Source organism: Beijerinckia sp. L45, from assembly GCF_009765775.1.
Classification (GTDB): Bacteria; Pseudomonadota; Alphaproteobacteria; order Rhizobiales; family Beijerinckiaceae; genus RH-AL1.
Window position 1 is genome coordinate 1 of record NZ_LMUU01000124.1, and the last position, 26,096, is coordinate 26,096.

Here is a 26,096-nt window from a genome sequence, read left to right on the forward strand (position 1 = left end):
GTCCTGATGCCACCGGGCTTCGTGCGCCAGCTGATGGCGACGTGGCGCACGGACACCGGCACCGTCTCTGCGCCGCCTGCTGGCTGCATGGCGGATGGGTTGTGGAGCCACCTCGAGTGCGGCTTCCTCAACACCTACGAAGCGCGCTGGCAGTATGCCGTTGATGCCCTCGGGATGGGGTTCGCTCAGGGCAAAACCCTGTTCTACCGCAAGGCTGATCTCGACCGCAGCAACATGCGCGACCTGGCCAGCGATCCCGCCGAGGATGCGGCGACCACCAAGATGGTCCGGCGGCTCGGGCTGCGCGTCCGGCTTGCGCCGCCCTCCCCGCAGCCGCTTGGGCGGCGCGCTTTTACCGAGGTATGGGGGCGCCAGCTGCGCTGGGCCCGCCTGCGCCGCGCGACGTTTCTCGCCGAATATCTGCCGGAGATCGTCTCGGGCAGCGCCATCCCGACACTCCTCGCCGGCTGTGCCGCCGCGAGCCTCGATTGGTCGGTCCCCAGCGTCGTTGCGGCCTACCTGCTTCTCTGGTGGGGCGCCGAGATGGCGATGGCGGCGGTCTGCCGCTGGCCCCTGACCTGGCAGACGCCCATCGCCCTCGCGTTGCGTGATGGCCTGATGCCGGCGATCTGGATCGGCGGCCTGACCGGCAGCTCCTTCACCTGGAAGGGAACCGCTATGACGATGGACGACCGCCGCCATCAGGGTGAGCCGGCCGGCGCCCAGTCCAACGAAGGCCTCTAAAGCCGTCCCGTTCGGGCGACTTGCGAAGCGCAGCCCTGTTCGTCCAGATAGGCCCGCTTGCGCAAGGATGCCATCAAGGTCATCCGGCCAGGGGGAGGACGCTGGAATGGCCAGCCGCTATGCCGAGGTTTACGCGCGCTGGCAGGCTGATCCCGAAGCATTTTGGGAGGAAGCCGCCCGTGCGGTCGAGTGGATGGCTCCACCGGCCCGCATCTTCCACGCCGACGCGGGCGTCCACGGCCGCTGGTTTCCCGACGCGACGCTGAATGCCTGCTTCAACCTGCTCGATCGGCATGTCCGGGACGGTCGCGGGCAGCAGGTCGCGATCATCCACGATTCGCCGCTCCAAGGTTTTTCCAAGTGCCTGACCTATGCCGAAGTGCTCCACGAGGTGGAGACGCTTGCCGCTGTTTTCGTCGCGCATGGCGTCACCAAAGGCGACCGCGTGCTCCTTTATATGCCGATGGTGCCCGAGGCGCTGATCGGCATGTATGCCTGCGCGCGGATCGGCGCGATCCATTCCGTCGTGTTCGGCGGCTTTGCCGCGAAGGAGCTCGCAACCCGCATCGACGATGCCGCGCCGAAGATGGTTCTGGCTGCGTCCTGCGGTTTGGAGCCAAACCGCGTCATCGCTTACAAGCCGCTTCTCGATGCGGCGATTGCACTGGCGACGCACAAGCCGGATGCGGTTCTAGTTCTGCAACGGTTGCAGCTGGAAGCGTCACTTGTTGAAGGTCGCGACCTCGATTGGGCGCATGAAGTCGCCGCCGCCAAGCGCGAGGGCCGCGTTGCCGGCTGTGTGGAAATGCAAGCGACCGATCCGCTTTACATCCTCTACACATCGGGCACGACCGGCGTGCCGAAGGGCGTCGTCCGCGACACTGGCGGTTATCTCGTGGCGCTCGCCTGGTCGATGCGCGGGCTCTACGACATCGCGCCCGGCGAAGTGTTCTGGACTGCTTCGGACGTCGGCTGGGTGGTCGGCCATTCCTACATCGTCTATGCACCGCTGCTGATCGGCGCGACGACGCTTGTGTATGAGGGCAAACCAATCGGTACGCCGGATGCCGGTGCCTTCTGGCGCGTCTGCGCCGAGCACAAGGTGGTGTCGCTATTTACCGCACCGACGGCGCTGCGCGCCATCAAGAAAGACGATCCTGGCGGCGTCCACTTCGAAAAGCATAACACCTCGCCGCTTCGCGCACTGTTTCTTGCCGGCGAGCGGGCCGATGCCAACACCGTCGATTGGGCGCGCGACACTTACGGCCTGCCGATCATCGACCATTGGTGGCAGACGGAGACCGGCTGGGCCATCGCGGGCAATCCCGTTGGGCTCGGCATGCTGCCGATCAAGCCGGGCTCGCCGACCGTGCCGATGCCGGGTTTTGCGTTGGAAGCGCTCGACGATGCAGGCAATCCGGTGCCGCCCGGCACCATGGGCTCGCTCGTTATCAAACTGCCGATGCCGCCGGGCTGCCTGCCGACGCTGTGGAAGAACGATGCCCGGATGCGTGACAGCTACCTCACGGCATTTCCCGGCTCCTACAACACGTCGGATTCCGGTGCGATCGACGCGGACGGGTATGTCTTCATTCTCGGCCGTACCGATGACATCATCAATTGCGCCGGGCACCGCCTCTCCACCGGCGGCATGGAAGAGGTCCTGGCCGGCCATCCCGACGTCGCGGAATGCGCGGTCATCGGCATGAAGGATGCGATCAAGGGCGAGGCGCCCTGCGGCTTCTTGGTCCTGAAGGCGGGGGTGATGCGGGACCACGGCGCGATCGAAGCGGAGGCGGTATCGATGATCCGGGATGCGATTGGCCCGGTCGCCTCGTTCAAGCTGGCGATTGCCGTCGATCGGCTGCCGAAGACCCGGTCGGGGAAGATCCTGCGCGGCACGATGAAGAAAATCGCCGACCATGACGCCTACGCAATGCCCGCAACGATCGAAGATCCGGCGACCCTCGATACGATCGCCGCCGCGCTTCGCGGAAGAGGCCTTTAGCGGGGATCGAGGCCTTCGAGGACTTCCCCCGCCACGCGCCGGAGGGTGAGATTGAAGCGGCCGCCTTCGGCAAGCAGCGTCGAGGATCCGCCGAGAATGCGATCGACGCCGTGAAAAGCGAGACGCGCCGCGCCACCGAGCACGATCGCATCGCCCGACGACAGTTTCAGGCTTTTGGTCGGTCCGCGCCGCTCGGTGCTTCCATAGCGGAACACGCAGGTGTCGCCGAGCGACAGCGACACGACGGGGGCGGCAAAGCCTTCCTCGTCGCGGTCCTGATGCAGGCCCATCCGCGCGTCGCGATCGTAATAATTGATCAGACAGGCGTCGGACGGATCGGGATAGTCCCCGAGATCGGCCCAGGCCCGGCGCGCGAGCGCAGGCATTGTCGGCCATGGCCGAGCGGTCACCGGGTGCATCGGTTGGTAGCGGTAGCCGTTGCGATCCGACACCCAACCTAGGGGACCGCAATTGCTCATGCGGACCGAGAATGGCGTGCCGGTTTTCGGCATGACAGGCTGAAACAGAGGGGCATCCGCAAGGATGCCGCGAAGCTGGTCGAGCAACGCGGCCTGTTCGTCGCGATCGAAATAGCCGGGCACATAGAGCAGGCCCGGCGCCAGCGATAAAAGGTGATGCCGCGTCCGCGCCGCGACGGTCGCCTCCGCCGCAGGCTGCATTATTTGCCCGGCATGCGGTCGAGCACGGAGGAGAAGGCGTCCGGCAGGGCTTCTTCCTTCTGCGCGTCGTAGGTCGCATGCATGGCGCTCGTCACGCCGCCGACAGCCGGAGCAGTCGTCATCTGGTCCACCAGCAGATCAAGACGCGTCGCCGTCGCGTTATGCGCTAGTTTGAGCGGTTCGCCGGCGGCCGCGGCTTCGACCGCCTTGATCATCTCGCTCATCCGCACGCCTTTGGTGATGATCGGGCAAGGCGGGGGCTCTTCGCCAGGCGGCAGTTCGCTGTGACCCGTGAGAATCGCCATCTTCATGTCCGGCATCATCGCCAGGACGCGTCGCGCAAGTTCGCCCCCGGACATGCCGGGCATGGTGTAGTCGACGAGGATGAGATCGAACGGCCCGCCGTCACGCAACAGCTCAAGTGCTGCCTCGCCACCGACCGCCGGAGTCACGAAGTGACCGGCTTCCTCAAGTTCATCGGCGATCACGTGACGGATCAGCGGATCGTCGTCGACAAGCAATATTTCTAAATGCGACATCGCATACTCTTGGCAGGTTGGCGCGGATCCGCGCCTATACGTCCCTAAGAGACGAGAACGGTGCCCGCAAGGGGATCGTTCCGCCGCGATGCGATTCGTATGGTCTAAGCGTGCGGTCTGCGCGTCGTGGCACCCCGTCCGTACCGTGACTCGCATCTTGCCAAGACGCCGTGACGGGCTTAAGAAAAAGCTCCCTCCTATTCGGTCAAGCCTGCGAGCGGCGCTTCAGCCCCGTATTCCGGCTCACATCCCGAAGTCTCGGCCGCCCTGGCCCTCCCGAAAAAGACAGTGCCCCGCCATGTCAGACGTCACAAGCACAGACGCCCCCGCCACCGACCTCCTCCCCCCGGTCGACGTTCCGACCACCGTCAGCGAGATCAAGCTCGCCGACCTGAAAGACCGTTCGCCGACCGAACTCCTTGCCTTCGCAGAAGAATACGAAGTCGAGAACGCCTCGACCATGCGTAAGCAAGAGTTGATGTTCGCCATCCTCAAGCAGCTCGCCAGCCGCGATATCGAGATCGTCGGCTTCGGCGTCATCGAAGTGCTGCAGGACGGCTTCGGCTTCCTTCGCTCGGCCGATGCGAACTACCTCGCCGGCCCGGACGACATCTACGTCTCGCCGACCCAGATCCGCCGCTTTGGTCTACGCACCGGCGACACGGTCGAAGGCCTGATCCGCAGCCCGAAGGAAGGCGAGCGCTACTTCGCGCTGCTCAAGGTCAACACGATCAATTTCGAAGACCCCGAGAAAGTCCGGCACAAGGTCAACTTCGACAACCTGACGCCGCTCTATCCCGATCGCCGGCTCAAGCTGGAGATCGAAGACCCGACGCGCAAGGATCTCTCCAATCGCGTCATCGACATCGTCGCGCCGATCGGCTTCGGCCAGCGCGCCTTGATCGTCGCCCCGCCGCGCACCGGCAAGACCGTGCTTCTGCAGAACATCGCGCAGTCGATCTCGGCCAACCACCCGACGGCATACCTCATCGTTCTGTTGATCGACGAGCGTCCGGAAGAAGTCACCGACATGCAGCGTTCGGTGAAGGGCGAAGTGGTCTCCTCGACCTTCGACGAGCCGGCGACGCGCCACGTCGCGGTGGCCGAAATGGTCATCGAGAAGGCCAAGCGCCTGGTCGAACACGGCCGCGACGTCGTCATCCTGCTCGACTCGATCACCCGCCTCGGCCGCGCCTACAACACGACTGTCCCGTCGTCCGGCAAGGTGCTGACCGGCGGTGTCGACGCCAACGCCCTGCAGCGCCCCAAGCGCTTCTTCGGTGCCGCCCGCAACATCGAGGAAGGCGGCTCGCTGACCATTATAGCCACGGCGCTGATCGATACCGGCTCGCGCATGGACGAAGTGATCTTCGAAGAGTTCAAGGGCACCGGCAACTCGGAAATCATCCTCGACCGCAAGGTCGCGGACAAGCGCACCTTCCCGGCGCTCGACATCACCCGCTCCGGCACCCGCAAGGAAGAGCTGCTGGTCCCGGCCGACATCCTCAAGAAGATGTACGTGCTGCGCCGCATCCTCAACCCGATGGGCACCGTCGACGGCGTCGAGTTCCTGCTCGGCAAGCTACGCGAAACTCCCAAGGGCAACGCGACCTTCTTCGAGTCGATGAACACGTAATCTGCCCAAGAAACCGCCCGGGCGTTGGAGACAGCGCCCGGACTACTGACAGACCTGCATCTGCAGCGCCATGTTCTGCGCGCAGATCTTGATGCAGCCGAACAGGATGTTGTTGTTCGGATCCTTGATGTCGGTCGCCGCCAGCGCCCGATCCCGGCACGCCTCGGCGCAGACCTTGATGTGATTGCTCATCTGTCTTTTGCACGCCTCGTCAGCGGCGTGAGCCGGGACCAGCGTGATGGCCAAACATGCCGATGCGAGCAGGATGCGCCAGCCGTGTTGCTTCGATCTATGTTTCAAAAACGTTCCGCTCCCACCTCAGCATAGGCTAGCCCGGCGCCATCTGGACGGCATCCCTGCCGTCCGGACACAGCCCGCGGCGCGACGCCGCGCCTAAACGCCGATGTCCGCCGCGCTTTTGGGATCGTGGATCGGGCACTTGTTGTGTTCGGCGCGAAATCCCGATGACATTTCATAGGCGGGCTTCCGGGCGCGCATCACCGAGCCGAGCGGGCGGTGGGCCTCGATCCCGTGCCAGGGGCTGAAGGCGATCGCCTCGTCCAGGACCTGATGCCGTGCCTCGTCGTAGGCGGACTGCGGCACCACGGTGATCCGCGCCACGGCGACATAAGGGCTCTGATCTTCCGGCCAGACTTTTGAGGCGTCCTCGATCGGCATCGTTTCGCGATCGGTCGCGAGTTGCACGCGCAACTCCCACTCACCGCGATGCGTCGCGAAGAAGACGACCAGCGCATCGCGAAGCCCGTTCGGCTTGTCCTTGAGATCGACCTCGGCATCGGTGAGCGCGAGCAACTCGGGCGAGACCGGCGCCAGCGACAGCTTCGCCATATACGGGCCGTGCCGCAGCGGCACCTGGGTATAGAACGTCTCGCCGGCGGGATTGGTCAGTGGATGGCCGCCGAGCGCGATCAATGTTCCGCTCTTGCCGCCCAACGCCTCGACGGCGCTTTCCGCGCCGCGCAGCACGGCGGACAGCGCTCGCTTCAGCCCCTCGCCCTTGTCCGTCGTGCCGGCCAGCAGCTTGACGACTTTCAGAAACCCCTTGGCGTCCGGGGCCGAAAAGGCCGGCGCGTTGATCATCACGAAATCCTGCGACGTCAGGGTCTCGGAGCCGGGCAGCCGCGCGCCCTCGACGCCGACGATCTTCAGCGCCAGCCCGCGTGGGACGGACACGTGATCGTCCAGAATGTCGCCGGGGTTCGTCGAAATGCGCATGATGATCGGGTGGGTGGCAGGCTTGGCGAAGACGCCTTGCGCCAGCGCCTCAGGCAGGCCGTCGAGCACCGTCATCGTGCCGGTCAGAAGCGCATGCGCCTTGGCATGGACGCTGCGGTTGGCGTGTCCGAAGTCGTCGAAGGTCTTCTGGTTGATCGTGCGCATCGTCGCCGTCAGGTCGACGATCACCTGCGCTTCGTCCTCGGCGACATGCTCGAACGACGGATCGTAGCGAAGCGGCGGGTTGGACGGGCTGGCCGGCATGAGAACTCCTCGCACGGATCACGAAAGCGTTGGAAGAGATACGCCTGCTTCCACCGTTGGTTTCGTCGTCCCGGCCGTTTAGTGCAGGGCCTTCTTCCGGACACCGCGCGGCGCGGACGGTTCCTTCGACGTCTCGCTGAACAGCTCTGCCAGCTTTTCCGTCATCGCGCCGCCGAGTTCTTCGGCATCGACGATGGTCACGGCGCGACGATAGTAGCGGGTCACGTCGTGGCCGATGCCGATGGCGATCAGCTCGACCGGCGAGCGGTTCTCGATCTCGTCGATGATATAGCGCAGGTGCCGCTCGAGATAATTTCCCGGGTTGACCGAAAGCGTCGAGTCGTCGACCGGCGCGCCGTCGGAGATCATCATCAGGATGCGGCGCTGCTCCGGCCGCGCCAGCAGGCGCTTGTGCGCCCAGTCCAGCGCCTCGCCGTCGATGTTCTCCTTGAGCAGCCCCTCGCGCATCATCAGCCCAAGATTCTTGCGCGCGCGGCGCCAGGGCGCGTCCGCGGATTTGTAGATGATGTGGCGGAGGTCGTTGAGCCGGCCGGGCGAGGCCGGCTTGCCGGCCTGCAGCCACGCTTCCCGCGCCAGGCCGCCCTTCCAGGCGCGGGTGGTGAAGCCCAAGATTTCGACCTTCACGCCGCAACGCTCCAAGGTCCGCGCCAGAATGTCGGCGCAAGTTGCGGCCACGGTGATAGGCCGCCCGCGCATCGAACCGGAATTGTCGAGCAGCAGCGTGACCACCGTGTCGCGGAAATCGGTGTCCTTCTCGCGCTTGAACGACAGCGGCTGCTGCGGATCGATGATGATGCGCGGCAGGCGCGACGGGTCGAGCATGCCCTCTTCCAGGTCGAACTCCCAGGAGCGGTTCTGCTGCGCCATCAGCCGCCGCTGCAGCCGGTTGGCGAGGCGCGCGACGATGGCGGAGAGGTTCTGCAGCTGCTTGTCGAGAAAGGCGCGCAGCCGCTCGAGCTCCTCGGGGTCGCACAGGTCTTCGGCGGCGATGATCTCGTCGCTCTTGCGGGTAAAGGCCTTGTAGTCCGGTCCGCGAACCTCGTTGCGGCCGGCGCTCGGCGCGCGGTTGGCGTCCGAGGCGGTCTCCGCGTCGGAGGATGCGGCTTCCTCGTCGACCTCCCCGCTCGGGGCCTCAGCCGAGTCCATCGCGGTCTCGTCGAGCTCCTCGCTCGAGGCTTCGGCTTTTTCGCTTTGCAAGCCGTCATCGGATCGCTCCGCGTCGCCCTGGCGTTCCTCGTCCTGCTCGCCTTCGCTCTCGGAATTGTCCTCGCTGTCGTCTTCGCTGTCTTCGGTGTCGCTATTGGCCTCCTCGCCCATGTCGAGAGCGGCGAGCAGCTTGTGGACGAATTGCGCGAAAGCTTTCTGGTTCTCGATCGTCGTGCCGAGCTTGTCGAGATCGGCACCGATGCGCTCCTCGATCCACGGCCGCCACAGATCGACGACGGGCGCCCCGCTCTTCGGCGGCGCAACGCCGGTCAGCCGTTCGCGCACCATCATCGCCAACGCGTCTTCGAGCGGCGCATCGGCGCGGTTGGTCACCTCGGGAAATCGGGCGCGGGTAAACCGGTCGTCGAGCATGGCGCCGAGATTGTCGGAGACGCCCTGCATCCGCCGCGCGCCGATCGCTTCGACGCGCGCCTGTTCGATCGCGTCGAAACAGGCGCGGCCGGTCTGCGTCTGCGGCATCAGCCGGCGATGGACGTCGCTGTCGTGGCAAGCGAGCCGCAGCGCCATCGCATCGGCATGGCCGCGGAGGATCGCCGCCTCGCGCTTGTCCAACTTGCGCGCCGGCTCAGGGAGCCGTGCCTTCGGTCCATCGGACGCGCGGATCAGGCTCGGGCGTTCGGGCGCGTAGCTGACCTCAAGATCGGGCGCCTTCGCCAATGCCCGCATGCAGCCCGCTATCGCCCGCTTGAACGGCTCCTGCGGCGCTTCCGGCTTGCTCGACGGTTTGTGGTTGGTGCTCAAAGGATTATTCTCAATCGTGATCGAGCGTGAAGCGACGGTCCATGACGTCGCTCCAGCTATAAGGACACGCGTCAGGGAATAGCTTTTTCGGAAGACCCGTCTCGCTGTAGGCGCTGCGCCTCGCAGTCGCGAAGGCATCGACCAAGATGTCGTCCAACTTGGACTTGAGGCTCGGGTTGCGTTTTAGCTGCTTTACCGTCCTGGCGCGCTGCTCTTCGATGGTTGTCTCCCAACTGCGGGACCGCCGCTCTGCCTGCAGGTCCCACTTCAACATGTGCTGCAAAAGCACCGCTAACGCGCGCTCGAGCTTATCGTATTCGGAATGGCCCACGTCGCTGATCTCATCCGCCACATTCAGAATATCGACGAGATCGAGACGACCGGCGCGAAGATGGGAGGCCTGTTCGATCGACCACTGATAGAGGTCTGCCGGCGGCGGCGAGACCTTAGGCGTATCGATCGTTTTGGTCATAGAGACCTCCGAAACCTCAGCTCATCACGACGTTGATCGCGCTCTCTGGCAGCTCCTGCCCGAAGCAGCGTTGGTAGAACTCGGCGACCAGCGTGCGCTCAAGCTCATCGCACTTGTTCAGGAACGTCAGGCGGAAGGCGAAGCCGACGTCGCTGAAGATTTCGGTGTTTTCGGCCCAGGTGATTACCGTCCGCGGGCTCATCACCGTGGAGAGGTCGCCGGCGACGAAGGCGTTGCGGGTCAGGTCGGCGACGCGGACCATCTTGGAGATCGTGTCGCGGCCGCCTTTGGCCTCGCGGAAGCTTTGGACCTTGGCGAGCACGATATCGACTTCGCGGTCGTGCGGCAGGTAGTTCAGCGTCGCGACGATCGACCAGCGATCCATCTGGCCCTGGTTGATCTGCTGGGTGCCGTGATAAAGGCCGGACGTATCGCCGAGACCGATCGTGTTTGTCGTCGAGAACAGCCGGAACGCCGGATGCGGGCGGATGACGCGACTCTGGTCGAGCAGGGTCAGGCGGCCGGCGACTTCCAGAACGCGCTGGATGACGAACATCACGTCCGGACGCCCGGCGTCATATTCATCGAAGCAGAGCGCGATGTTGTTCTGCAGAGCCCACGGCAGGATGCCGTCCTTAAATTCCGTGACCTGCTTGCCGTCCTTCAGGACGATCGCGTCCTTGCCGACGAGATCGACGCGCGAGACATGGCTGTCGAGGTTGATGCGGATGCACGGCCAGTTGAGCCGCGCCGCGACCTGTTCGATATGCGTCGATTTGCCGGTGCCGTGGTAGCCGGTGACCATCACACGGCGATTCTTGGCGAAGCCGGCAAGGATCGCAAGCGTCGTGTCGCGATCGAACAAATAGTCAGGATCGAGGTCGGGAACGTGCTCTTCCGTCGTGGAATAGGCCGGGGCTTCCATATCGCTATCGATGCCGAAGACCTGACGGACGGACACTTTCATGTCCGGCATTCCGGCGAGGCGGCCCTCGTGATTTACGCTTTGCATCAAAGGTCCATTCCCTAAGGCCGGCACGGCGGGTCAGGGGCCGCGCGTCGGTTGAGTGATGTCGCCAGGCTGGTGCCAGCCGTCAGGCGAGTTTGACGGTCTTCAGATAATTATAGGCGCGGATAATGTCCTGGAGCCGGCCTTCGCTGGATCGGTCGCCGCCATTGGCGTCCGGATGCAGCTGCTTGACCAGCTCCTTGTAGCGCGCCTTCACGGCGTTTTTGTCGGCGGTATCGTCGAGCCCCATCTGGTCCAGCGCCTTCACAGCGGCGACGCCGATCTTCGGGCGACGAACCTGGCTGCGCGCATCGCCATGCTCGCGAGCACGAAACATGCCGAGCGGATCCTTGACGTTGACGTCGTCGCCGTCCTCGCGAAACCCCTTGGCGGCACGATTTGCGCCCATCGTCCAGGTCGGCCTGTGGCCGGTCAGCGCGTCGCGCTGATAGACCGCGACATCGTCGGCGCTCATCCCGTTGAAGTAGTTGTAGGTCGCGTTGTACTCGCGCACGTGCTCCAGGCAGAAGCAGAAGAACTGCCCTTCGCGATCGCGCCCCTGCGGCGCTTTGAATTCGCCGCTCAGGGCGCAGCCCGGATAGTCGCAGGGCACCTGCGTCGTCTTCGCAGGCGCGTTCTTGCGGGCGGGCTTCACCCTGATGCTGTCGAAAAGGCGGGAATTGAGGTTCATGGCTCGGTCATTATGGGGGTGTTTCGACTGGCTGCAAGCACGAGGAGCGCGTAAAGCTGCCGCTGGGATCAAAGGACACGCGGTTGGGCTAACGGATATAGCCCCCGCTGGCTCCAATAAAGTTTTACGGTGCGATCGTGATCGAACCGCCGGTGTGACGCGAGGCCCGCGCCATGTTGGGGGAAACCAACACTGCGGAGGATAACATGAGCGAACAAGGACATGACGTGGCGCAGCGTATCACGCAAGCGCTGGAACACGCGCTTGCCCCGATCCGTCTCGAAGTCATCGATGAGTCCTACAAGCATGCGGGCCACGCCCACGTCGTGTCCCGGGCCGGAACCGCAGGGGGCGTCGGCGGCACGCACTTCCAGATCAAAGTGGTTTCTCAGGCTTTCGAAGGCAAGAGCCGGATCGAACGACACCGGGCGATCAACACGGCGCTGGCCCCCGAAATGGGCGTCGACGGCGTCCATGCGATTGCGATCGACGCTCGCGCTCCCGGCGAAGTGTAGCACTGGTCCCTTCCGGGAGCCTTGAAAGCGCCATACCGCAGCGCAATACACGAAGCCCGGGTGTCATCGACGCCCGGGCTTCGTTTTAGATCAACACGTCAGCGAGACGGTCGCGATCCGCCCGGCTTTCCGAATGCCTCGGCCTCGGGTACACTTGCCGGGTTGAGGGCCTGCCCCGCTCGCCCACTGGGACCGCTTGATGCGTCGAATCTCTGACGTCCGAACCCGTCTTCTATCGTTGACCCTGGCGACCGCGACGCTCGTTACCGCGACGGTCTCAGCTGGCGCAACGCCCGCCCTGGTGATGGATGTTACGACCGGTGACGTGCTTTATCAAAATCAGGCGACCCAGCCCTGGTACCCGGCTTCACTCACCAAGTTGATGACGGTCTATGTCGCGCTGAACGCCGTGCGCGCGCACAGGATTTCGCTCGATACGCCGCTGGTCGTGTCGGCGCGTGCCGCGGCGATGCCGCCGTCCCACATGGGATTTGCACCGGGGACCCAGGTCACCCTGGGCAATGCTCTGAAGATGCTCATGGTGAAGTCCGCCAACGATCTCGCCATAACCGTGGCCGAGGGCATATCCGGGTCGGTCGAGGCTTTCGCCGAGGACATGAACGAACAGGCCGCGACGCTTGGCCTGCATGAGAGCCATTTCGTCAATCCGAACGGTCTGCCGGCGGCAGGCCATGTTTCCTCGGCGCGAGACATGGCGCTCATCGCCCGCGCGCTGTATCTGACCTTTCCCGAGGAAGCCCCATTGTTCAATCTGGGCGCCCTGGAACTCGGCACGGAAATCATCGTCAATCACAATAACCTGCTCGGCCGCTATCCCGGCGTCGACGGGATGAAGACCGGCTTCACCTGTTCCGCCGGATTCAACGTAGTCGCCAGCGCCTACAAGGATGGGCGGCGTCTCGTCACTGTGATCATGGGCGCGCCGACCGTCGCCGCGCGCACCGCCAAGGCTGCCGCCCTGTTCGATCGGGGCTTTGCCGGGATCGATCGCCCAATTGCGTCAATCGTGGCTCTTCCGGCTTCGGCGGCGAGCGAGCCGCCCGACATGCGCGACCAGGTCTGCCGCAACCGCGCCCGTCTCATTACCGCGTTCAACAGCGAGATCGAGCAGCTTGATGCGCCGTTGATGGCGGCGTCCCCGCCAGGGCTGACGCCACCGGGTGGTGCCTTCATGTTCAACAGTGCCTCCGCCACGCCGCGCCCCATGGTCATGGCAACGGTCATTAATTCGATCCACCCGGCGGCCTTCGAGCCGGTGCCGGTCCACGTCGGAGCGGAGCCGGGCTATGCCGGCCTTGTCGCCCAGGCGCGGCCGCCCCATTCCCCGATCGGGACCGAACCGGATCCGACGGCGGCGATCGCCTACGCGCCGCCGCTGACCGCCACCGGTCTGGTCGGCATGCCGCTCGGCGTCGATGCGACGGCCCTTCCGCTTAAGGGCCGGGGCCGGATGATGAAGGCGTCGCGCCCGCAAAAAGCGCGCACTCTCAAGGCTTCTGCCGAGGCGCCGGTCACGAAGGTGATGGACGAAGACCGTGCCGACAAGCCCGGTGCGAAGAAGGCGGCGGCTCCGGCCACGGGCGTCAAACATGCCCGTGCCGAAGCCGCTGGCGACACTGACGACGACAGCAAGGCATCCAAGACCAAGACGGCGCTTCCCCCAAAGCGGCCAGTCGCCAAGGCCGCCACGAAGTCGAAGGCCGCGACCGCAAAGCCGGTTGCGTCCAAGGCGAAAGACAGCGCCACCGAATGACGAGGAACCCATGACCGGCGAAGCGAGACGGCCGCCGCCGCCTTTCGATCTCGTCGTCCTCACCGGCTTCCTCGGCGCCGGCAAGACCACGCTGCTGAATCAGCTGCTGCGCGACCCTGCCCTTGCAGACACGCTTGTCCTGATCAACGAATTTGGCGAGATCGGCCTCGATCACCTGCTCGTCGAGCGGGTCGAGGGCGACATGCTGGTGATGGCCTCGGGATGCCTGTGCTGCAGCATCCGGGGTGATCTCGTCTCGGCCCTGGAAGACGCTCTCCGCCGCCGCGACAACAATCGCATGTCACAATTCAAGCGCGTCATCGTCGAGACAACGGGGTTGGCCGATCCGGCTCCGGTCCTGCATACGATCATGACGCATCCCTATTTGCGGATGCGATTTCGCTTGCAGGCCGTCGTGACCGTGGTCGATGCCTTGGTCGCCGAGGTGAGCCTCGACGCCCAGATGGAGGCCGTGAAGCAGGTCGCGATGGCGGATCGGCTGGTGGTGACTAAGACGGATCTCGTGATGGACCACGGCGCTCTCGCGACTCTGAAGGCTCGTCTCTCCCGTCTCAATCCCGGCGCGCCGATTTTTGATGCTGCGGCTGGCGAGGCGACCGGGGCGCGTCTGATCGAGGGCCTGTCGTATGACCCGGCGGCGCGCGGGACGGACGCTGCGACTTGGCTCGCCGCCGAAGCGGTCGAGGCGGCGCAGCATCACGGTCATCATCATCACGACGTCAATCGGCACGACGAGCAGATCCGAGCGGTCTGTCTACGTTATCCGCACCCTGTGCCGCCGATGGCCGTGTCGCTGTTTCTCGAACTGCTGCGCTCGGCGCACGGACCGAAACTGTTGCGGTTCAAGGGACTTATCGCGCTGGACGACGATCCCGATCGTCCCCTTGTGGCCCATGGCGTCCAGCACGTGATGCACGAGCCGCAACGGCTTACGGCCTGGCCGGACGCGGATCATACGACGCGCATGGTGTTCATCCTTAGAGACCTCGAACCCGCCTTCGTGGAGGGGCTTTGGAAGGCGGCCGTTGGCGAACCGGCCGTCGATCGTGCCGATCGCGCCGCCCTGATGAACAATCCGCTAGCCCCTGCGCCGGGTGGGTTGCTTGCCTGAGGCGGCGCTCCGGCTCGCTCGCCTCGTTAACCCTGTCCGCCATTCTCTTCTGTTCCGCAACGAAACGTCAGGCTCTGGCGCGCATCTTGTGCGCGTCACAGGGCGGCCAAGGACGGAACGGTTGTGCGTTCGATTTCGATACAGAGCTTTGCCAACCCGGCACGGCGTGAGAGGTGGTTCGTGGCACCTGCGCCGGAGCAACGGATAATCGACGAAGAGAGGTCTTCACGCGATTCATCCGGCCCCGATGGCGCGGGTGCGCAGCATTATTGCGCACCGCAGGTGGCGATCCATGTCGAACGGGTCACCGCGCGGGCCATGCTCGGATTCCAGCCGGCGTGGAGCGACCTCCTCACCCGCGCGCTCGAACCCAATGTCTTTCTCGATCCGGCCTTCGCGCTTCCGCTCCTGCAGCATGTCCGTTTCGAGACACGGCCCGACTTTCTCCTCGTGTGGGAGGACGACGGGCCCACCTCGTTCGGCCGGCTGGTCGGACTTCTTCCCATCCACCTTCCGCAAAGCGGCTGGCGGCTCGCCCGCGGCTTTCACCATCAGCAGGTGACGCTCGGCACGCCGCTGCTCGACAGCCTCCGCGGCGCCGAGGCTTTGGAGGCCATGCTCTCATGGATCGCGGACAATCATCGCAGTCCTGCTCTCGTGCTGTCGGAGGTCCCTGTCGACGGCCCCTTCTGTGGTCTGCTACGCGCGCAGAGCGCCTCGCTTGGTCGGGCCATCGCAATGCTCGATGGGCGCGAGCGAGCCATCCTGATGCACGCCGAACCGAACCTTTCGCTGACCGTCGATCCGTCGGTGGTCGTCGCGATCCAGTCGGCAAAGCGCCGCAAGGAACTGCGCCGCCAGCGTCGCCGCCTCGGTGAGTCGGGTCGCTTGACGTACCATAGCGCGCGAACGCCGACGGAGATCCGGCGGGCTGCGGAGCGGTTCATGGCCCTTGAGGCGGGGGGCTGGAAGGGGCGCCGCGGCTCGGCCCTTCTCGCCGATCCCACACTGGCGACGTTCACGCGAACGATGACGCGGCTGATGGGATATGAGGCGCGCTGCCGTATCGACAGCCTCGAAGTCGATGGCGTTCCGGTGGCGATGGGCATCCTGGTGATGGCCGGCACGCGCGCCCATTTCTGGAAGACCACCTATAATGAGCGCTTCGCCTCGCTCTCGCCGGGCGTTCAGTTCGCGCTCGATCTCACCCAGGTTCAGGGCAAAGAGTCGGGATTCAGCCTGACCGACTCCTGCGCCGTACCGGATCACCCGATGATCGATCGGATCTGGCCCGATCGCATGGCCGTGGCGGATCTTCTGATCGAACTCCGGCCGACCAAGAGTGCCGGTGTGACAGACAAAACCTCACGTTCGTTCAGCCGTGCGGTGCAGGCCGAGACAATCCGACGGCGTCTCCGGGCGCTCGCCAAGCGCGCGTTGAAAGCCGCGGTGCAATGGCGCAGGCGTTGGCATTGAAAACGGAGCGGCACTTCTGATTTATATAAAATCGTCTTCCTGATCGGACCTAATTGCGAAAGGCGGCGCATGGATCAAGGCCGGCAGCGGCTCGATAAATGGTTGTGGTTTGCCCGCGTGGTTAAATCACGAACGCTGGCGACGCGCTTGGTCTGCGATGGGCATGTCCGGCTCAACGGCACGCGCATCAACGTGCCGGCACGGCTTGTTCAGCCCGGCGACGTGTTGACGATCGCGCTCGAGCGTCAGGTTCGCGTTCTGAAGATCGTCGATGGCGGTGACAAACGGGGGCCTTTCGAGCAGGCGCGTCAGCTCTACGAGGATCTGACGGCGGGTCAGATCCCGTCGGCAGAGCGGCACGCGACAGCGTGAATCGTAAGGCTCATCTTGCCTTGCTCGGGTGAAGCGATTAGCAAACCGAACCGGCCGGATCTAACTGCCCTTTATCAATCTGCTGGGCAGCGCCTTCGAAAGAATGGATCTTTCCTTTTCGGAAGGTGCTTCCTTGTCTCAGCCCGGCGCGATGGCCGGAGAGGATCGTAAATATGACGTACGTGGTGGTCGAGAACTGCATCAAGTGCAAATACACCGACTGCGTCGAAGTCTGCCCGGTCGACTGTTTTTACGAGGGCGAGAACATGCTCGTCATTCATCCCGACGAATGCATCGACTGCGGCGTTTGCGAGCCGGAATGTCCGGCCGAGGCTATCAAGCCGGATACGGCGAAGGGGCTGGATGCCTGGTTGAAGCTCAACCTGGATATGGCCAAGTCCTGGCCCAACATCACCAAAAAGCGCGACGCGTTGCCTGAGGCGAAAGACTTTGACGGCAAGGACGGCAAGCTTGCGATGTTCTCCGACAAGCCCGGCGAAGGCGACTGACCAGAGCGGGATTGGCAGCGCGTGATTGCACTCGTGCGAGGCATGTCCAAGTAATTTTTGATGATCGCTGGGCGCCCGAGCATTGTTTGGTCCCAGGTCCGTTCAAAACCTCGCGAGAGCGTCCCGATAGCGTTAACTATTGATCGCCTTGCGTCAGAGCGCTCTTCTGTTTTTTTTGATTTTCATGCATTTCTGTGGTAGGTGACTGTTAACAGTTCGCCGATCTAAGATCGATTTCAAGTTTCTGGTCCTGCGCCTGTCACTCATGATGGGCAGCACAGTTGCTTTAAGCCAGTCTGATCATTCGAACCTGCCGCGACAGCCGTCGCGGTTTTAATTTGCGGCCCGACTTTCGAGCAGCGAATTGCATCACGCTTGCCCGCGTGATGAAAGACCCAGTCTGCCCGTCTCCAAAGCGGGCGCCCAGGAGTACGTCGCCTCATGTCAGCAAAGACCAAGCCGATCGCTTCCGGAGCTTCGACCTCTGATGAGTCGCTATTGAGGACATCAGTAAAGACCGTGGCGTCGCAAGCCAAGTCGAAAAAACCACCGATCGACATGAAGCTCGAGGCATCGGCGGCTACGACACAGTCGGCTGAAGGGCAGCCCGAAAGGGCAGCTCCAAAGGTCGTCTCGGACGCGAAAAAAGTATCGGAGCCGACGGCAACGTCGGCATCGGTCAAACAGAATCAAGTTGGGAAAGGTATGGTCGACGTGTCGGACAGAAAACTGAAGAAGACGATCGAGAGCGACGTCGTGTCAGCATCGGCCGAGGTCGCCAAGGCTGAGCCGGCGAAGGTCGCCAAGGTCGTCGGCAATCGCCAGGGCTTCAAGACACTCGAATATATCGTCTATCCCGCCCACGGCGTTGGCCAGATTACGGCGATCGAAGAGCAGGAAGTTGCCGGCTATAAGCTCGAGCTGTTCGTCATCAGCTTTGCCAAGGACAAGATGATCCTGAAGGTGCCGACCCCCAAGGTCGTCAGCGTCGGGATGCGCAAGCTCGCCGAGCCTCCCGTCGTCAAGCGGGCGCTCGACACGCTGATGGGACGCGCCCGGGTCAAGCGGACGATGTGGTCGCGCCGTGCCCAGGAGTATGAGGCCAAGATCAACTCGGGCGACCTCGTGTCGATCGCTGAGGTGGTTCGTGATCTCTATCGCTCCGACGCGCAGCCCGAGCAGTCCTACTCGGAGCGTCAGCTCTACGAAGCCGCGCTCGACCGTATGGCGCGTGAGATTGCCGTCGTACAGAAACTGACGGACCAGGAAGCGCTGAAGGTCATCGACGATCAGCTGCAGAAGGGCCCGCGCCGCGTCAAGGCGGAAGAAGTCGACGAATCCGATGCGGACGACGCTGAGGACGGCGCTGCCGAAGGCATTGTCGAAGCGGCATAAGCGAGCGCTTCAAGTCTCCAACAAAAAATGCCCCCGTGATGAACGGGGGCATTTTTCGTTTTAAAATAGGGTCAGGCGCGCAGGCCTTCGAGGGCGCGCTGCGAAAGACCTTCTGCCGTGAGTTTAGCCGCCAAGGCTGCCCTCAGCTTTTCCATCGCGCGGCTCTCGATCTGCCGTACGCGCTCTTTCGAAATCCCGAGTTGTGATCCGAGAGCCTCGAGCGTCACGGCTTCCTCGCTCAGGCGACGCTCGCGCAGGATATTGTATTCGCGGTCGGACAGCTTGGTCATCGCGTCCTTGAGCCACTCGACCCGCCGCGTCGTGTCGATCTCCAGCCCCACCGTTTCGTCGGGGAGCGGCTGGCCGTCGACCAGGAAATCCATGCGATCCGACGGCGCAGACGATGCGTCGTTGTCACCGATCGGTGCATTGAGCGAAACATCCGGACCGGAGAGGCGCGTGTCCATGAGCTCGACATCGGCGCGCTTGACGCCCAGCGCCTTGGCGATCTCGCCGTAGAGGATGGCATTGCTGCGCGGTTCGCCGCCCATCGACAGTTTCGCGCGCAGACGCCGGAGATTGAAGAAGAGAGCCTTCTGCGTCGAGCTTGTCCCGCCGCGGACGATCGACCAGTTTCGCAGGATATAATCCTGCATCGAAGCGCGGATCCACCACGTGGCATACGTCGAGAACCGCGCCTCGCGCTCGGGGTCGAAGCGGGCTGCAGCCTCAAGGAGACCGACATGGCCTTCCTGGATCAGGTCGGCGACGGGAAGCCCGTAATGGCGAAACTTCACCGCGAGGGCGATAACCAGACGCATATGCGCTTCCGCCAGCTCGTGGAGGGCATGCTCGTCGTTGTCGTCCTTCCAGCGCACCGCCAGATCGTGCTCGTCGTTGCGTTCCAGAAAAGGGGCGGCCATCGCGGCCTTGATGAGGTGCTGCCCGACGCCGATCAGCTGAGCCATGTTCTCTCCCACATCTCCGGCACCAAAGGCTCGAATCAGCAGGCGCCGCACGGCAGTGCCGCGCATCCGGACCGTCCGAGCAGGTGCGAGATGGAACAGCGGATCCCCGGCTTCGGTTCCGCTGACTAACGGGAAAGCTTAACGGGCTTTTATTCGACGACGAGCTTGTAGCGCTGCCCGACTTTCAGCGGCCCGGCACTTTCCAACCCGTTGAGCAACTCGAAGGTTTCCAAAGGCTTGTCCGGCACGACCATGCGGGCCGAAACGGAGGCGGCGGTATCGCCGGCTTTCGCCGTGAGGAGGCCGATGCGAAGCGGCTGGACCCTGCCGGCTTCATCGGGATCGATCTTGCGGAACGAGTCGATCGCGGCGCGGAACTGCTTTTCGCGACCGGGGTCGAGCGCGTGGGTGGCGAAGATCAGCCGATAGACCTCGGACCCGCTGAAGCGGATGACGGCCAGGCGAAAATTCCACTCCCCGGCGCGCGCGGTCGCGGTGATCGCAGCCATGCCATTGACGTCGATCGTCGCCACCGAACTGGCCACCAGCCCATCGATCCAACCCGACGCGACATAGGTTTCCAGTGACGTCGTTCCGGGAACGGCGACGCTGTCGAGGCGCAGCGCCTCCGCACCACCTTCCTTCACGCCGAGAACCGCCTGGGTCGAGTTCTCCAACACGAACCCATCCGGTGCGACGAAGGAAAAGCCGAGCCGCGGCTGGACGAACTTGCGGCCGCGGATGGTGCCTTCGGACGGATCGTCGCCGAACATCATCAGGTCGATGGCGCTGAGATAGGCGTCGCGGTCGCTCGTGCCGACATCCGGCGCGGCGATGCTGCGGGCGACCTTCACCGCCTGGGCGACGCGTTCCGGCGTTGACGGGTGCGTCGCGAGAATGTCGGGTTTGGCGGAGCTCGCGTTCTGGCCGATCAGCGACGCGCGCAGCGCGCTCGATCGCCCGAGCGAGGCGAGGAACCGGCTGGCGCCGTAGGGATCGAAACCGGCTCGTGCGATCGTCTTGATGCCGGTCTCGTCGGCTTCGAGCTCCTGCTGGCGCGAGAAGCCGGCGATGGACAATTTCGCCGTGGCCTCGACCTCTTCGCCGCGCTGGCGGTTCTGGATCACCATCGCCGCCTTGCTGATGACCGCGGCGCGCTTTTCCTGCTCGGCGCGAGCCAAGGCATGGCGCTTGGTGACATGGGCGATCTCATGCGCCATGACCGCCGCCACTTCCGAGCCGTCGTTGGCCAGCGCCAGCAGCCCGCGGGTAACGAACAGGTCGCCGGACGGAAGCGCAAAGGCATTGACGATCGGCGAGTTAAGAATGGTGATCCGGTACGTCCGGTTCTCGTCGTCGATCGCGTCGGCGAATTTCGCGAGCACGCCGTTCAGATAGCGTTCGGCCGCCGCGTCCTTGTATTCGCCGCCGAACAGCGCGACCATTCGCTTGTGCTCGGCCGACGACGCGCTTTCGACGAGGACGTGCGGCGCCGCAGCCGGCGCTTCGATCGGCACGGCCGGATCGCCTTGCGAATCCATCGCCGCACAGCCGGCAAGCGAGGCGACGACGGCCGCAGCCAGAAGCGCGCGCGCGGCTTCCGCCCTGAGCCTGGATAGTGCCGCCGATCCCACCATCAATCCCTCACTCCGACCCAACGGCGGTCGCCGCGGTCGAGTCGACGTCGATCACGTCGAGAGCGTCCGGGGTCAGAAGCTCTATTTGGGGTCCGAAGCGGGTATCGAGAAGCCCACGCAGACGGAGGGTGCGGCCGGTCAGGGAGGAAAGATGCACGCCGTTGGCCTCGAAGCTTTTCATCATACGGGGCAGTACACTGGCATACAGAGTCTGACTACCGTGTGAACCATTCCCACGAGGGGCAAGAATCAGCTTGGTGCGAAAGGAATCGGTCTGCACGGAAACCACACGCCCCTCGGCTATGACGAGCGTGCCGGCCCGCTCGGCAAATCCGGCCCGATCGTCGGCGGCGAGCAGGCCATAATACGGATCGGCCCAGAGGCCAAGCGTCGCCGTGCGGGCCTGCTCTTCCGCGGCTACGAAGTGTGACCGACAGCCGCGGGCCGCCGGTTCCGCAAGATAGCGCCCGAGCCCTGCCGCGATCGCGGCGCCGGCCAGGCCGCCGGACTGCTCGCCGACCGGATCGTTTGCCGCGAAGGCCAGGACGACGATGCGACCCCAGCGATCCGGCTGGGTCGAAAGGGAGCGAATTCGGATCGTGCGTCCGGCGACCGATGCGGCAAAGGCTTCGCGCGCCTGTTCGTCGCGATCGGGAACTGTCGGCGTCGAGAGAACGGGGTCGAGGCCAGCTAGCCGAAGCAGGCGCCCGTCGCGCAACCGAAGCTCGAGCCGCGGTTCGACTCCTGCCACGACGACAGCCTCCATGCCGACGCCGGAGCAAGCCTCGTCGGCCGGCGTGGCGATCGGCATCGCGAGCGGACCGGCGAGAAGCGCTGCGGCGAGCAGAGGACGCATGCAGCATATTTCGGACGTCATCACCAGCATCCTCACCGAGCGCCCCCGGGTTCACCCATCTGGCTCAAAGCCCGCCGCTATGATACAGGAACGCGCGCGTCATGAAGCTTCGGTTCTTCCAGGTTTCGCGAGCGCGACCCAGCAGCGGTCCCGGTAGCTCAGCAGGATAGAGCAACGGTTTCCTAAACCGTAGGCCACTGGTTCGAATCCAGTCCGGGACACCAACCGCTAGCGCTGCGGTCAGCTGGTTTTCGTGCGGTGATCATTTGCTCGGCACCCTCTGTTGGACCAGCGGTCGAAATCGTAGCCCGATATGATCGCGGTCGCAGCAAGGCCCACGGAGGCGCCCGTCTCGTCACGCCCGTGTGTCGCAACCAAACCGGCTTCGACCGGTTGGCGGGTCTCACAGGAGAACGTCTCAATGAAAATTTCGAAATCGATGCTGGCGATCGGCACGACCGCTTTGCTTCTTTCTGGCTCAATCGCTTTCGCGCAGGACGCGGCTGGCGGCAATGCTGCGACATCCGGTGCCCACATGGGAGCCGCAGGCACTCATACAGGCAGTTCCTCCAGCATGGTGACCGGCCATTCGATGAGCGGTTCGGGCTCTCGGATGAGCGGAAGCGGCGCCGCTGGCGCTGGGCCGGCCGGGAGCGCCGCTGGCGCGACGGATGCCGGAGCTGGTGCAACGGCAGGCGCTGTAAAGTAACGTCGGACTTTCGAGAATGCTGGCGGGGGTGCGATCCTGCATCTGCTGCCGGTACGAATTCTTGCACGCGCATCCCTAGACGATGACCAAGGCCGCGTCCTTGTTTTACCCTACGGGTTCTACGCGTCCCAAGATCTGCAGCTTCGGGCTAACGGTCCATTGACAGCGGATGCAGATCTTGGAATGCCCTGAGCGATGGTTGACAAAGAGGTGGCGATGAAACGGTCCTGGATGCACATCGTCGCGATTGCGGCCGCTTTGCTTGGCTCGACGCAGCTTGTGGCCGCCGCGTCCTGCGGCAATGGGGTGAGCGGCTTCGAGACCTGGAAGCGCCAGTTTTCCGAAGAGGCGCGTGGCAGGTTCGGGGCGACGGCGATCGCCGCGCTCGACGGCACGCATTACAATTTTGCGACCATTGGGGCCGATCGCGGCCAGCACGGCTTCCACGTCTCCCTCGAAGCTTTTCTCGCGCGACGCGGCGGCAATGTGATTGCGTCCCGCGGGCGCGCCTTGAGGCGCTCTCAGGCGGCGCTCTTCGATTCTATCGAGCAGCGCTACGGTGTTCCGCCAGGTCCGCTTCTTGCCATCTGGGGCATGGAGACCGGTTTCGGCGCTATTCGCGGCAACCAGGACGCGCTTTCGGCCGTCGCCACGCTCGCCTATGACTGTCGTCGGTCAGCCTATTTTACCGACCAACTGAACGCCGCGCTCAAACTCATCGAAAGTGGTGTGCTGGCGCCGGGCGCGCGCGGGTCGATGCATGGCGAGATCGGGCAGACGCAATTTCTACCAAAGACGGTCCTCGAATATGGCGTCGGTGGCAATCTCGATAATTCTGCCAATGCGCTTCGGTCGACGGCGAATTTCCTGAAGGCTCACGGCTGGCAAGCGGGCGCCGGCTATCAGCAGGGGCAGCCCAACTTCGCGGCTATTCAGGCGTGGAACGCCGCGACGGTTTACGAGCAGGCGATCGCGATCGTCGGCCAGAAGATCGATGCAGATCGGTAAGAGGCTGACGTCGGCGTAGGACGTGCGGCATAAAACGGACGCGCGGTTCGTGGACGGACTGCGTAGTCTCGTTGTGTGGAGTGATCGCCAAGGGCGCGCTCCAACGCGGTTAGACCTCTGTTAAATTTTCAGCAGGCTGCAATCTCGGCTGGTCCGCGGCGATCTGTGTGAGCCGACCCCCTCTGTATCGATCACATCTGCGTCAAGCCGAGGCCGTTCGCTGGTACGGGCCGCGCGACGTCCCCGAAATGCCGACCACCCAGTCGAGATACTTTAACCACGATACGAGCATATGCCGATTAATCGTCAGCGCGACTCCTCAAAGTAAAGGGAGCCTGCAATACTACGCGGTGGGTGGAAACTTGCGGTCTTCTGGATTTAAGTATCGCAAACGAAAATTATAGCGCTGTGGGGGCAATGTGCATGGCAACGATTGCTGTATGCGTCGCAACGACGGGGCGGCCGGATACCGTAACGGAGGCGCTGCGTCACATCGGCGGGCAGACTTCGGCTGTCGATCGGGTTCTGGTGTGCCCGGCGAAGGACGGTGATATTGATCGTTCCTCGCTCGAGGCGCTGGGATTCGCCGTAGAGATTGTGCGTGGGGCGCCGGGCCTAGCGGCGCAACGCAACACACTTTTGCGCGCGGCAGACGCCGTCGACATCATCCTGTTCATCGATGACGATTTTTTCGCCGCGCCGACTTATGTGGCCGCCATGCGGGCTCTGTTCGCCGCGCGGCCCGACTGCGTCGTCGCGACGGGCACGGTGATCGCGGACGGCGTCGTCGGCCCCGGTTACAGCGTTGCCGAGGCGCGCGCCATCCTCGCCGCCCATGCCGCCGGGCCGGCAACCGACGGGCCCATTTTCACGGCCTATGGCTGCAACATGGCGCTGCGCTGGGCCACGCTCCGCGGCACCGGCTGCTGGTTCGACGAACATCTGCCGCTTTATGCCTGGGCCGAGGACGTCGACTTTTCCCGCCAGGCCGCGGCGTTCGGCGACGTCCGCAAATCGAGCGCGATGATCGGCGTCCATCTGGCCACCAAGACCGGGCGGGTCTCCGGCAGGCGCTTCGGCTATTCCCAGATCGCAAACCAGGCCTATCTGGTCCGCAAGGGCACCTTGCCGCTGTGGCCGTGCGTGCGGAAGGCGGCCGAAAATCTTGCGGCTAACGTCGTCGGCGCGGTGCGCAACAACGAGGCCTACATCGATCGCCGCGGCCGTCTCGCCGGCAATCTGTACGGGCTTCGCGACCTGATCATCGGCCGGTCCTCCCCGCAGAGAATCCTGACGCTCTGATTGAAGCGCGGTCGCTGGCTTTCGAAGTAATTGAACTCGCACCGCGGCTGAGCCGACGATGATGGACACGGCCGCCGGACGGTTCTAGAACAAATAACGAACATGGAGCCGCACGCGACCATCGCCCGGTGGTGACCGCGCAAGAAGGAGATCAGCCATGGCCGCGGTGACCTGTGATTCGCGGACCGGCGATCCATCGCCAGGCGCGTTCTCGGACGCGGAGATTATCGACACCTTCAGCACCGTCCGTGACGCCGACACGCTGCCCGCAGCGGCCTGACGTGGAACAGCAGGACCCGACGGCGGCCGATCCGGACGCGAAACAGCGCAAGGTGATCCATGTCGACATGGACGCATTCTACGCATCCGTCGAACAACGCGACGACCCTTCGTTGCGTGGCAGGCCGGTCGCCGTCGGCGGTTCCCGTGAACGCGGCGTTGTGGCCGCCGCAAGCTATGAGGCCCGCGTTTTCGGTGTCCGCTCCGCGATGCCGTCGGTCACCGCCCGGCGCAAATGCCCGGACCTCGTTTTCGTGAAACCGCGCTTCGAGGTCTATAAGGCGGTATCGCTGCAGATCCGCGAAATCATCGCCGAGCACACCGCAGTGATCGAGCCGCTGTCGCTCGACGAGGCCTATCTCGACGTGACCGAGAACATCCAGGAGATACCGCTGGCGACGGATATCGCCCTCGCCATCCGCGCGAAGATCCGCGCCGAAACCGGGCTCACCGCCTCGGCTGGGATCTCCTACAACAAGTTTCTGGCGAAGCTCGCCTCGGACCACCGCAAGCCCGATGGTCAGTACGTCATCACGCCGCGCATGGGTCCGGCGTTCGTCGAGGCGCTGCCGATCGGCCGATTCCACGGCGTCGGGGCTGCCACCGAGGCGAAGATGCACCGACTTGGCATCACGTCGGGCGCCGATCTCAAGACAAAGCCCCTGGCTTTCCTGCAGCAGCACTTCGGCAAATCCGGCAACTACTTCTACGGCATCGCGAGGGGGATCGATTATCGGGCGGTGCGTGCGGACCGTATCCGCAAATCCATCGGCGCCGAGAATACGTTTGCGGCCGACCTCCGCGATTACGAACCGATGCGAAACGCCCTGCAGCCGATCGTCGACAAGGTCTGGCGCCATTGCGAGACCACATGAGCCCGCGGCCGGACCGTGACG

26 protein-coding genes, 1 tRNA gene and 1 pseudogene are annotated in these 26,096 nt (G+C 64.1%); 15 read left to right on the forward strand and 13 right to left on the reverse strand.

Annotation, left to right across the window (positions count from 1 at the left end):
• Both GSQ79_RS13110 and GSQ79_RS13115 read left to right on the forward strand, forming a co-directional pair.
• The coding region (locus tag GSQ79_RS13110) for a glycosyltransferase (protein WP_305764619.1) at positions 1 to 744 on the forward strand (744 nt) is incomplete at its 5' end.
• A gap of 106 nt (positions 745 to 850) precedes the next feature.
• A complete protein-coding gene (locus tag GSQ79_RS13115) occupies positions 851 to 2,752 on the forward strand; it encodes an AMP-binding protein (protein ID WP_158809156.1) in 1,902 nt (633 codons plus the stop codon).
• Here the strand turns inward: GSQ79_RS13115 and GSQ79_RS13120 are convergent.
• Both GSQ79_RS13120 and GSQ79_RS13125 read right to left on the reverse strand, forming a co-directional pair.
• Complete coding sequence (locus tag GSQ79_RS13120; RefSeq protein WP_158809157.1) at positions 2,749 to 3,432, reverse strand: alpha-ketoglutarate-dependent dioxygenase AlkB; 684 nt, start codon at positions 3,430 to 3,432, stop codon at positions 2,749 to 2,751. The genes GSQ79_RS13115 and GSQ79_RS13120 overlap by 4 nt on opposite strands.
• Complete coding sequence (locus tag GSQ79_RS13125; RefSeq protein ID WP_158809158.1) at positions 3,432 to 3,971, reverse strand: response regulator; 540 nt, start codon at positions 3,969 to 3,971, stop codon at positions 3,432 to 3,434. Before GSQ79_RS13125 ends, GSQ79_RS13120 begins: the two co-directional genes overlap by 1 nt.
• Positions 3,972 to 4,269: 298 nt before the next feature.
• On the opposite strand from GSQ79_RS13125, the gene rho reads away from it, so the two are divergent.
• Entirely contained in the window at positions 4,270 to 5,607 is a 1,338-nt protein-coding gene (gene rho / locus GSQ79_RS13130; RefSeq protein ID WP_246725309.1) for a transcription termination factor Rho, read from the forward strand.
• Positions 5,608 to 5,649: 42 nt separating this feature from the next.
• Here the strand turns inward: rho and GSQ79_RS13135 are convergent, their stop codons facing one another.
• From GSQ79_RS13135 to GSQ79_RS13160, 6 genes are all read right to left on the reverse strand, one after another.
• Positions 5,650 to 5,799 carry a hypothetical protein gene (locus GSQ79_RS13135; RefSeq protein ID WP_158809159.1) on the reverse strand — a complete coding sequence of 50 codons (150 nt, stop codon included), beginning with the start codon at positions 5,797 to 5,799 and terminating at the stop codon, positions 5,650 to 5,652.
• A gap of 201 nt (positions 5,800 to 6,000) precedes the next feature.
• On the reverse strand, positions 6,001 to 7,008 hold the full coding sequence (locus GSQ79_RS13140) for a catalase family protein (protein WP_246725314.1): 1,008 nt from the start codon (positions 7,006 to 7,008) through the stop codon (positions 6,001 to 6,003).
• Positions 7,009 to 7,185: 177 nt separating this feature from the next.
• Entirely contained in the window at positions 7,186 to 9,096 is a 1,911-nt protein-coding gene (gene cobT / locus GSQ79_RS13145) for a cobaltochelatase subunit CobT (protein WP_174243209.1), read from the reverse strand.
• Between the two features lie 10 nt (positions 9,097 to 9,106).
• On the reverse strand, positions 9,107 to 9,568 hold the full coding sequence (locus tag GSQ79_RS29530) for a DUF29 domain-containing protein (protein ID WP_158809162.1): 462 nt from the start codon (positions 9,566 to 9,568) through the stop codon (positions 9,107 to 9,109).
• 16 nt (positions 9,569 to 9,584) lie between these two features.
• The gene (gene cobS / locus GSQ79_RS13155) at positions 9,585 to 10,580 is read right to left on the reverse strand and encodes a cobaltochelatase subunit CobS (protein WP_158809163.1); all 996 of its coding nucleotides are present in this window, start codon (positions 10,578 to 10,580) and stop codon (positions 9,585 to 9,587) included.
• An 82-nt stretch (positions 10,581 to 10,662) separates the two neighbouring features.
• Complete coding sequence (locus GSQ79_RS13160; RefSeq protein ID WP_158809164.1) at positions 10,663 to 11,268, reverse strand: J domain-containing protein; 606 nt, start codon at positions 11,266 to 11,268, stop codon at positions 10,663 to 10,665.
• A gap of 206 nt (positions 11,269 to 11,474) precedes the next feature.
• Between GSQ79_RS13160 and GSQ79_RS13165 the strand changes: the two genes are divergently transcribed.
• The 6 genes from GSQ79_RS13165 to fdxA all read left to right on the forward strand — a co-directional run bounded on the left by GSQ79_RS13165 (position 11,475) and on the right by fdxA (position 17,046).
• Entirely contained in the window at positions 11,475 to 11,783 is a 309-nt protein-coding gene (locus tag GSQ79_RS13165; protein ID WP_158809165.1) for a BolA family transcriptional regulator, read from the forward strand.
• A 199-nt stretch (positions 11,784 to 11,982) separates the two neighbouring features.
• Positions 11,983 to 13,557: a D-alanyl-D-alanine carboxypeptidase family protein gene (locus GSQ79_RS13170; protein WP_158809166.1), complete on the forward strand. Its 1,575-nt coding sequence runs from the start codon at positions 11,983 to 11,985 to the stop codon at positions 13,555 to 13,557.
• Positions 13,558 to 13,567: 10 nt separating this feature from the next.
• On the forward strand, positions 13,568 to 14,689 hold the full coding sequence (locus tag GSQ79_RS13175) for a GTP-binding protein (protein WP_158809167.1): 1,122 nt from the start codon (positions 13,568 to 13,570) through the stop codon (positions 14,687 to 14,689).
• A gap of 180 nt (positions 14,690 to 14,869) precedes the next feature.
• Positions 14,870 to 16,165 carry a GNAT family N-acetyltransferase gene (locus GSQ79_RS13180; RefSeq protein ID WP_158809168.1) on the forward strand — a complete coding sequence of 432 codons (1,296 nt, stop codon included), beginning with the start codon at positions 14,870 to 14,872 and terminating at the stop codon, positions 16,163 to 16,165.
• Between the two features lie 69 nt (positions 16,166 to 16,234).
• Positions 16,235 to 16,537, forward strand: coding sequence for an RNA-binding S4 domain-containing protein (locus GSQ79_RS13185; RefSeq protein WP_158809169.1), 303 nt, complete (start codon positions 16,235 to 16,237; stop codon positions 16,535 to 16,537).
• A 173-nt stretch (positions 16,538 to 16,710) separates the two neighbouring features.
• On the forward strand, positions 16,711 to 17,046 hold the full coding sequence (gene fdxA, locus GSQ79_RS13190; protein ID WP_158809170.1) for a ferredoxin FdxA: 336 nt from the start codon (positions 16,711 to 16,713) through the stop codon (positions 17,044 to 17,046).
• 263 nt (positions 17,047 to 17,309) lie between these two features.
• Here the strand turns inward: fdxA and GSQ79_RS30335 are convergent, their stop codons facing one another.
• Positions 17,310 to 17,729 (reverse strand): hypothetical protein, encoded by a 420-nt coding sequence (locus GSQ79_RS30335; RefSeq protein ID WP_368669942.1) that lies wholly within the window; start codon positions 17,727 to 17,729, stop codon positions 17,310 to 17,312.
• Between the two features lie 31 nt (positions 17,730 to 17,760).
• Here GSQ79_RS30335 and GSQ79_RS13195 point away from each other — a divergent pair, with 31 nt between their 5' ends.
• A complete protein-coding gene (locus GSQ79_RS13195; protein WP_368669943.1) occupies positions 17,761 to 18,441 on the forward strand; it encodes a CarD family transcriptional regulator in 681 nt (226 codons plus the stop codon).
• Positions 18,442 to 18,512: 71 nt separating this feature from the next.
• Here GSQ79_RS13195 and GSQ79_RS13200 read toward each other — a convergent pair whose 3' ends face one another.
• The 3 genes from GSQ79_RS13200 to GSQ79_RS13210 all read right to left on the reverse strand — a co-directional run bounded on the left by GSQ79_RS13200 (position 18,513) and on the right by GSQ79_RS13210 (position 21,923).
• A complete protein-coding gene (locus tag GSQ79_RS13200) occupies positions 18,513 to 19,409 on the reverse strand; it encodes an RNA polymerase factor sigma-32 (protein WP_158809172.1) in 897 nt (298 codons plus the stop codon).
• Between the two features lie 149 nt (positions 19,410 to 19,558).
• Positions 19,559 to 21,046, reverse strand: a complete 1,488-nt coding sequence (locus GSQ79_RS13205; RefSeq protein ID WP_158809192.1) for a M48 family metalloprotease — start codon at positions 21,044 to 21,046, stop codon at positions 19,559 to 19,561.
• 7 nt (positions 21,047 to 21,053) lie between these two features.
• Positions 21,054 to 21,923: a hypothetical protein gene (locus GSQ79_RS13210; protein WP_158809173.1), complete on the reverse strand. Its 870-nt coding sequence runs from the start codon at positions 21,921 to 21,923 to the stop codon at positions 21,054 to 21,056.
• 126 nt (positions 21,924 to 22,049) lie between these two features.
• Here GSQ79_RS13210 and GSQ79_RS13215 point away from each other — a divergent pair.
• Positions 22,050 to 22,126, forward strand: a tRNA-Arg gene (locus GSQ79_RS13215).
• 16 nt (positions 22,127 to 22,142) lie between these two features.
• Here GSQ79_RS13215 and GSQ79_RS13220 read toward each other — a convergent pair.
• Positions 22,143 to 22,439 carry a hypothetical protein gene (locus tag GSQ79_RS13220; protein WP_158809174.1) on the reverse strand — a complete coding sequence of 99 codons (297 nt, stop codon included), beginning with the start codon at positions 22,437 to 22,439 and terminating at the stop codon, positions 22,143 to 22,145.
• Positions 22,440 to 22,842: 403 nt separating this feature from the next.
• Here GSQ79_RS13220 and GSQ79_RS13225 point away from each other — a divergent pair, with 403 nt between their 5' ends.
• The 4 genes and pseudogenes from GSQ79_RS13225 to dinB all read left to right on the forward strand — a co-directional run.
• On the forward strand, positions 22,843 to 23,619 hold the full coding sequence (locus tag GSQ79_RS13225; RefSeq protein ID WP_246725315.1) for a lytic transglycosylase domain-containing protein: 777 nt from the start codon (positions 22,843 to 22,845) through the stop codon (positions 23,617 to 23,619).
• 423 nt (positions 23,620 to 24,042) lie between these two features.
• Positions 24,043 to 24,921: a glycosyltransferase family 2 protein gene (locus tag GSQ79_RS13230; RefSeq protein ID WP_158809176.1), complete on the forward strand. Its 879-nt coding sequence runs from the start codon at positions 24,043 to 24,045 to the stop codon at positions 24,919 to 24,921.
• Positions 24,922 to 25,078: 157 nt separating this feature from the next.
• Positions 25,079 to 25,201, forward strand: a complete 123-nt coding sequence (locus GSQ79_RS30060; protein WP_256379021.1) for a hypothetical protein — start codon at positions 25,079 to 25,081, stop codon at positions 25,199 to 25,201.
• Position 25,202: 1 nt separating this feature from the next.
• Positions 25,203 to 26,072 (forward strand): annotated as a pseudogene (gene dinB, locus GSQ79_RS13235) (DNA polymerase IV); the annotation flags it as partial.
• Between the last annotated feature and the right edge of the window lie 24 nt (positions 26,073 to 26,096).